The organism is Microcoleus sp. AT3-A2 (assembly GCF_036705685.1).
Taxonomy (GTDB): domain Bacteria; phylum Cyanobacteriota; class Cyanobacteriia; order Cyanobacteriales; family Microcoleaceae; genus Microcoleus.
Genome location: NZ_JAUBVF010000025.1, coordinates 84,432 through 90,431, shown reverse-complemented (window position 1 = coordinate 90,431; position 6,000 = coordinate 84,432). Strand labels below are relative to the sequence as shown.

At 50.2% G+C, this 6,000-nt stretch carries 2 protein-coding genes; one reads left to right on the top strand and one right to left on the bottom strand.

The genetic code is table 11. The features are described 5' to 3' along the window. Positions 1-441 (top strand): hypothetical protein (locus tag QUB37_RS16000; RefSeq protein ID WP_333163591.1); only part of this gene is annotated, 441 nt, incomplete at its 5' end. A 322-nt stretch (positions 442-763) separates the two neighbouring features. Here QUB37_RS16000 and QUB37_RS15995 read toward each other — a convergent pair. Further along, positions 764-5,914 (bottom strand): CHAT domain-containing protein, encoded by a 5,151-nt coding sequence (locus QUB37_RS15995; protein ID WP_333163588.1) that lies wholly within the window; start codon positions 5,912-5,914, stop codon positions 764-766. Positions 5,915-6,000 lie beyond the last annotated feature (86 nt).

The following is a 6,000-nucleotide window of genomic DNA, read 5'->3' as shown; positions in this document are numbered from 1 at the left end:
TGGTTGGCTTGGGTGGGAAAACGAACTCTACCTTTAGAAATAGTTTGGTTTAAGTATTTACGACGTTTTGGAGTGGATCATTGGTATCGGTTTGCCAAGCAAAGATTACATTGGACATTGCCTAACCTGAGAACTCCCTCTCAATGTGAGCGGTGGAGTGATTTAATGCCCTTGATGAGTTGGCAACTCTGGCTGGCTAGGGATTTAGTTAAAGAAAATCGACTGCCTTGGCAATCTGCTAGGATCGATTTAACTCCTGGACGTGTTGCCCAATCAATGTTATCGATTTTAGTTGACATTGGTACTCCGACGAAACTACCTAAACCGAGGGGAAAATCTCCTGGTTGGGAAACAGGAAAGGTACGGATATCGGCACCACGATATCCCACTGTAAAAAAACGAGTCTCTCGACGCAAAAAGTCCTCAAGATTAGTTGTTTAATCTCCTCTATTTGGAATTGTTGAGCAATAACTTGCCCGGTGTTGAAAGGCAGGTACTTTTAGATGCGATCGTTTTTTAGTCTAAACTCCAGTCATAATTTATCTGGGCTAAAAGTTTTTAGTAAACACTTGTCTACTATCAATATTTTTGGCACTAGCAGTAGAGTTTTTTTATTTTTATTGTTCCATTTTATCCCGTTTTCGATGTTGAGGTCGCGGTCTCTAGTGTGAGTTACCGCACTTTTTTAGGTATTCCCATCCTCTGAGTTGTGCGACTTGTTCTCTCCCGGTTTTTTGGGCGATCGCACCCTCTTCCTTCAGAATTACCACGGCGAACCGATCATTGTAAAAGCGGCCCAATAATAAGGATGCGACAAATTCCGATCGCCCCTGGTGGCCAACTCCGACGGCAAAGGCAGAGCTTGATTGTTGCCCGATCGTACCAAATAACCATCTTGCAACCGCACTTCACCCCGCAACATCGCCAACTGCGCTTGCCGCAAAGCCTCAGCCTTAATCGGCGCTGTACGCAACTGCTGGTAAAATTCAGTCATCAGCCCCAAAGTACCGACATCGCTGACATACCACAAACTCGCCAAAGCCGATTTTACCCCCGCGTGTACCGCCAACCCCGCAAACCCCAACTCAGCTTGTTCGTCTCCCACCGCCGTAGTACAGGCACTCAAAACCAACAACTCCACCTGCGGGTTAGATAGATTCAACTGATCCAACTGATTCAACTGCAACTTCGTATCCCAAAACTGAATGTAAGAATTTTCGGCCCCCCCAGGCTGAAAATCGCCGTGAGTAGCTAAATGAATAATTTTGTATTGCGGTTGATTGCGCTTGTGCTTCAAATTTGCCAAAGTAAAAGCTTCATTGAGAAAAGACGAACCCGGCCAAATCTTGCCCACAATTGTCGATATTTCCAACGGCACGGCAGGCAAAGGATTTTGATCGTATTTGGCAGGAAAATTCGACGCACCCATCGCTAACACTTCAGAACCCTTAACATCGGCATAACGAGTATCAGTTAAACTCAAACTCGGAATCAGCCCCAAACTGTACTTTTCTACCAAAAACTGCTTGCCGTCGTAAAGAGCAGCCAAAGGCAAAGTCCGCAAACCGGCATCCATGGAAAACACCAAAGTGTCAATCTTGTTAGCATCTAATTCCGGTTGCAGCGGTGCAATTAACCACTGGTAAAGTTCCTCGGCAGGTTCCTTGTAGTCAGCAGCATTCAATCTCCTAGGAGTTCTGATAGCATTAGTGAATTCTTTAGCAACTTGCAGCACTGTCTCGCGGCTTGCAGGCACGCTTTTAAAAACATTTTTGCCGTCTGGCAATAACAACACAAGTTCTAAATGTTTTTCTTTCGCCCACACGTAAAGGATGGCGGGTTTAACCCCAGTCAACCGATTGACGCTGCTGAGAGTATCTCGAATACTTTGCTGCGTCACTGACTTTTCAGTGACAGGGCCCCCAAAGTAACGTTCAAATTCCCGGCCCTGAGTTCTATCCCTTTGCTGCACTGCGTCGATCGGATTTATTTGTGCCATCGAACTCGATCGAGAAATTTCAGGAACTCTCACATTCCCCATACTTTCTGCTGTCACCGCACTCGTCGGCTTCTGTGGAGTTGTTGCCACGCTGGCGTTTTCTGTCGCCGCAGGCGTACCCAAATTGTCTTTTAACACCGACGGCGACAGCAGTACCGATGATCTCGCAGTCGCGTTCGACCGCGCCTCAACAGGCGCAGCAGCAGGTTCTGGCGAGATATTTTCGTTAGTGTTCTTTGGCTCCGAGACTGGGGGGCCGAGACTCACCTGAGTCACAATTTGTTGAGAATTGTCTGTCGTTTGCAGTTCCACGCTGGTAGTTGGTGCCGGACTCGGCACGATGATCGCCAGCGGCCCGATCGCAGTTGAGGAGGTGGCAGTGTTCGACTTCGAGTTTCCCGTCCCAACAGTCGTCGCCGTGCAGGTTCCCGACGGGCAAGTGCTTTGCAGCAGCGTCTGTGAACCCGATTGAGCCAGCCCGTCTGTAGAAATGCTGACCTGGGCGGGTTCAGCAGCCGTTCCTGTTCCCGCAGCCCGAAACGCTCCCCCAGCCTCGATTGCCACATCGCCGCCCGTATTGCCACGAGCTTTGATCGAAACAACTTCAACATCTTTCTGCCCGATAATTTGGCTCGAACCGGCACTTCCCGATTGCGAACTCGAGTTGATCACCCCTGTAACGATCCGGCCCGGCGCCGCAATCGAAATATCTCCCCCACTTCTGGCACCAAAAGCATCGATGTTACCGGTTTCTACCGCACCGGCGCTGCGAATATTGATAGGGCCCGCCACCCCGGAAGTTGAGCGAGATGAAACCGTAGCAGCAGTCAACTTGCCTTGACTGCTAGTGATGTTAATCCCCGCAGTCGAGGTAACGTCTCCGACGGCTACAGTACCGCCCCTCAGAGAGATCGTGGCGTTATCAGTGCCGACGATCGCACCCGTTCCCACGATCGCGCCGCTGCCCAATGGCGATCGAATCGTCGTCGGATCTTGAAATGTCAACGCCACTGGCGTTGAATTCGGCGTTGAATCTGGCGCTGGAGAACCAATCGAGATCACACCGCTACCGTCAGAACCTCCGATCGTGATCGAAGCAAACCCATTCCGAAAAGTGTTCAATTCAGCAGCAGTCAAGTTCAGAGCTTCTGTATCGCCAGAACCTTGAATTATAATATTTTGACTAGGATCAGCCGGTTGCAGCACCAGATTGCCGTTGCTGGCGATCGAATTTTTGTCACCCGTCAAGTCAATGTCGTTGCCCGTCAGGGTAATATCTCCCCCTGTTTGGGCGCCACCAGCTTCGATCGTCCCTGCAGTGATTCCATTGCGCCCCGTCAGCGTCACATTCCCCGCGCGATCGCCCCTCGTGTCGATCGCCCCTGCAGTCACCGTACCCTGTGCAGTAACACTAACATCTCCCGCCGAATTGCCTATATCTTCGGAAGAATTGACAGAAGTGTTGATGGTGCGGGCTGTTCCAGTACGTAGCTGACCGGTTGTGACATTGCCTGCGGTGCTAGCGATGCGAATTTCCTGATTGTTGGTAGTGATATTTCCGGTTCTGATATTGCCGTCAGCTTTGAGAGTAATAGAGGCATTGTCGGCCGCTGTCAAAGAATTTGTGGTAGTGATTGTTCCCAAACCCCCTGGCGATTGAATAATTAGCGGATCATAAAAGGTGAAATCGTTGGCAATCAGAATTGAACCGATACCGTTGCTGCGGCCGATCGTAATTCCAGCAAACCCATTTTCCAAACTTCCGAGGTCGTTTGCCGTCAGATTCAAATAAATATTAGTACCGACATCTCCAGAACCGCCGATCGCAATATTTTGACCGGGACTCCAAGGTTGCAGTACCAAAAACCCAGTGCCGCTGACTGAATTTTTGTCGCCTTTGAAATTAATTTCATTACCAGTCAAAGTAATGTTTCCAGAACCCGCTGCGAGCGAGCTCACTCCCAGAACATTCTGAGCCGTCACAGTTACATTTCCCGTCGCTTCCGGGCCGCTGGCATCAAGTTTTTGGGCCGTTACGTTCAGACCTTCGAGCACAATATTCCCGCTGCTGCCGGTGCTGGGATTGGATGAAGAAATATTGTTTGCAACAGTCGAACCCGGACTAATCAAACTAATATTTCCGCCGTTGCTAGACAAATTGCCCGCAGTAATTTGACTTCCCGAAATGGCTAGCGCACCGCCAGCCGTGGTAATTGTATCTCCAGAATTCATCGAAAAAACACCCGCACCATTGCGATCGGCATCTGCTCTAAATGTTACCGAACCAGTAGTTGCTTGAAAGCTCAACTGATTGTCCGCCAAATCAGCAATTGTAATATCATTGAGCGCTTCGAGAACCACATTTGCAGTCGCCGACATACTTTCCAAAGCTCCAGCCGAAATTGTCAGCGAAGGCTCAGAATTGTTTTCCTGTCCTGGTAGCGTTCCTGTTGCCAAAATATTATTGTTGGCAATTATTGCCGCATCGCCCGCAGCTTCTGAGGAATCTGTAATGAAAATATTTTCTGGATCTAACAGCAAAGTCCCCAAACCGTTCGTCCCGGAAGTATCGACAGTACCGTTAAAAATCAATCTTTGCTTGCCCGAAACTTCCACAAACCCCCCAACACCTGCGGTTGCCGTTGCAGAAACGCCATTTGCGGTGATGCTGCCCAAAAATGCTGTTGTGTTGTCAGCCCAGACAACAACACTGCCGCCGTTGCCTGATTCAGTTGCGTTGGCGGCGATCGAACTTTTGCCATCCACGTAAGTCATCCTGGCATTCGGCACAGTTCCCTCGCCTCGGTAATCTCCCCCGATCCGCACCGTTCCGCCACCGTCCGGCCCCGAAGCCTCAATCTTCGCTCCCAATAGCCCTACCTTGTCGCCTAACACGTTGACGCTTCCTCCCACGCCCCCCCTGGCAGACACGTCTGCAGAACCCGCTACCAGCGCAGTTCCAGCATCTGCAGGCACTGTTTGGTCGCCTGTGAGCACGACTTCACCTTGAGCGTTCGTAGTTATACCCGTAGCGTTAGCCACGCCGGGGCCCGAAAGCAGCCGAGGTAAAGTCAGCGGAGAGAAGGGAACCGCTTCGGAACCCGACACTCCGGCTGCTGGAGCAACTTCTAAACTCAGCAAAAGTCCGTTTTGACTCAACCGCACCAGATTTTCACCAGGGACAGCCGCCACAGTAATTTGACCGCCCGGGGCTGAAAGTTGGCCTGTACTGATGACCGTACCGGCGAGCAAAGTCAAATTTTGCCCCGTGCCGACAGCCAAGTTACCGGCATTGACAATACTTCCGGGCTGTGGGCCAAAAACAAAAGCATTGGGCGTTCCGACTAGGGCTGCGTAGTCGATCGCCCCAGTACCGTTGAACCAGCCGTTGTCAAAACCGATACCGCTAGCAGTGGTAGCAAAAAAAGACCCGGACACATCGAGTCGGGCATTCGTTCCAAAAATAATCCCTGCGGGATTCATCAGCAACAAGTTAGAATTGCCGCCACTAACTTGAATTAGACCGTTGATTAAGGAAGCATCCCCGCCGACAACACGACCGAGGATATTTTTAACGCTTGGGTTGGTGATGAAATTGGCAGTTTCGCCAGAATTCAGACCGAACCGAGTAAAACTGTGGAACAAATTTGCTCCGTCTCTGGAGGGAGTGCCGCCTTTAATATCGTAGCGAGGAGACAGCCCTGTACCTGGGATGGTGACAGTGGTTCCGGTGCCGTCTGGGGCTGGAGTAATAGATTGTGCCGCAGCAATTTGAGATTGGGGATAAATTGCCACGAGTACCCATCCGTTGCTGTTTTCTTTGAGGAAAACCAGGCTGGGGAAAAAATCTACTATCAAAAATCCAGCAAGGGGAATTGCTGCCAGAATCGACCGCACAGCACGTTGAGCATTCATAAGTTTGCCTCGGTCTAGACCTTAATTCGAGTTTAAAATTGAGATTTTAGGTAAAAAAGAGTCGATCGCACCCCAACGCTGACACT

Excerpts from the sequence above, each read along its gene's own strand:
- QUB37_RS15995 (WP_333163588.1), bottom strand. The coding sequence starts at position 5,914 with ATGAATGCTCAACGTGCTGTGCGGTCGATTCTGGCAGCAATTCCCCTT.